The sequence below is a fragment of the Oleiphilus sp. HI0066 genome (assembly GCF_001635725.1).
Genome location: NZ_LWFH01000506.1, coordinates 1 through 829 on the forward strand (window position 1 = coordinate 1; position 829 = coordinate 829).

Here is an 829-nt window from a genome sequence, read left to right on the forward strand (position 1 = left end):
CGATCAATATTCGATGCGACTGGCTTAAGTTGGCCGTAGTTATCAGGCCTTTGCAGTAGAGTGCTGCGCTCTAGACGCGCTTCAATGACTCCACTGTTGTCGGCTCCGGGTCGCCATATCACTTCGTCACCGGTGACCAAAGCATCGATGTTTGCGCGGACATAACAGCGATATATCTCGCCTTTTGTTTCGCCTTCTAGCGCTTCGACATCAAGCGTTTGCCCAAAATGCGCAATAATTAAACCGCGCTGTTCGGCGCCAAGTTCGCCTCCTAACACTTGATCGTCTAGTTTGCGTTGCTTCTTTTCAGCTCGGGCTGTTTTCTCTGCTTGTATTTTTTCGATGCGCCATTTTTGACGGCGATTGAGTTTACGTTTGCTCATGGGCTTCTCTGTTAAAAGGCGCAAGCATTCTATCAGTTTTTCTCATAGGCGGTTGTTCTAGTTCACTAAAGCCTATATTTTAGCTCTGATTAAAAATACAGAAGCGAATAACTTGCATGAAGCATAAAGATAATTTGATTTGGATTGATCTTGAGATGACTGGTTTAGAGCCAGAGTCTGATCGTATTATTGAAATCGCCACTATCGTCACCGATGCGAACCTCAATACCTTAGCTGAAGGGCCCGTTATGGCAGTGCATCAGAGCGACGAATTACTTGATTCGATGGATGAGTGGTGTACTCGAACACATGGTGAATCTGGTTTAACTCAGCGAGTAAAAGATAGCGAGTTCTCAGAGCGTGATGCAGAGCTGAAAACCATTGAGTTTTTGCAAGAGTGGGTTGATAAAGGTGTATCACCGATTTGTGGAAATAGCGTAGGCCAA

Annotated in this window: 1 protein-coding gene and 1 pseudogene; one reads left to right on the plus strand and one right to left on the minus strand. The window is 45.4% G+C overall.

Going from position 1 to position 829, the window contains the following annotated elements; genetic code table 11:
- A pseudogene (locus A3738_RS07030) lies at positions 1 to 383 on the minus strand (ribosome biogenesis GTPase RsgA); the annotation flags it as partial.
- Positions 384 to 499: 116 nt separating this feature from the next.
- Between A3738_RS07030 and orn the strand changes: the two are divergent.
- Positions 500 to 829, plus strand: a 330-nt coding sequence (orn, locus tag A3738_RS07035; protein ID WP_156504038.1) for an oligoribonuclease, incomplete at its 3' end; no start/stop codon positions are given.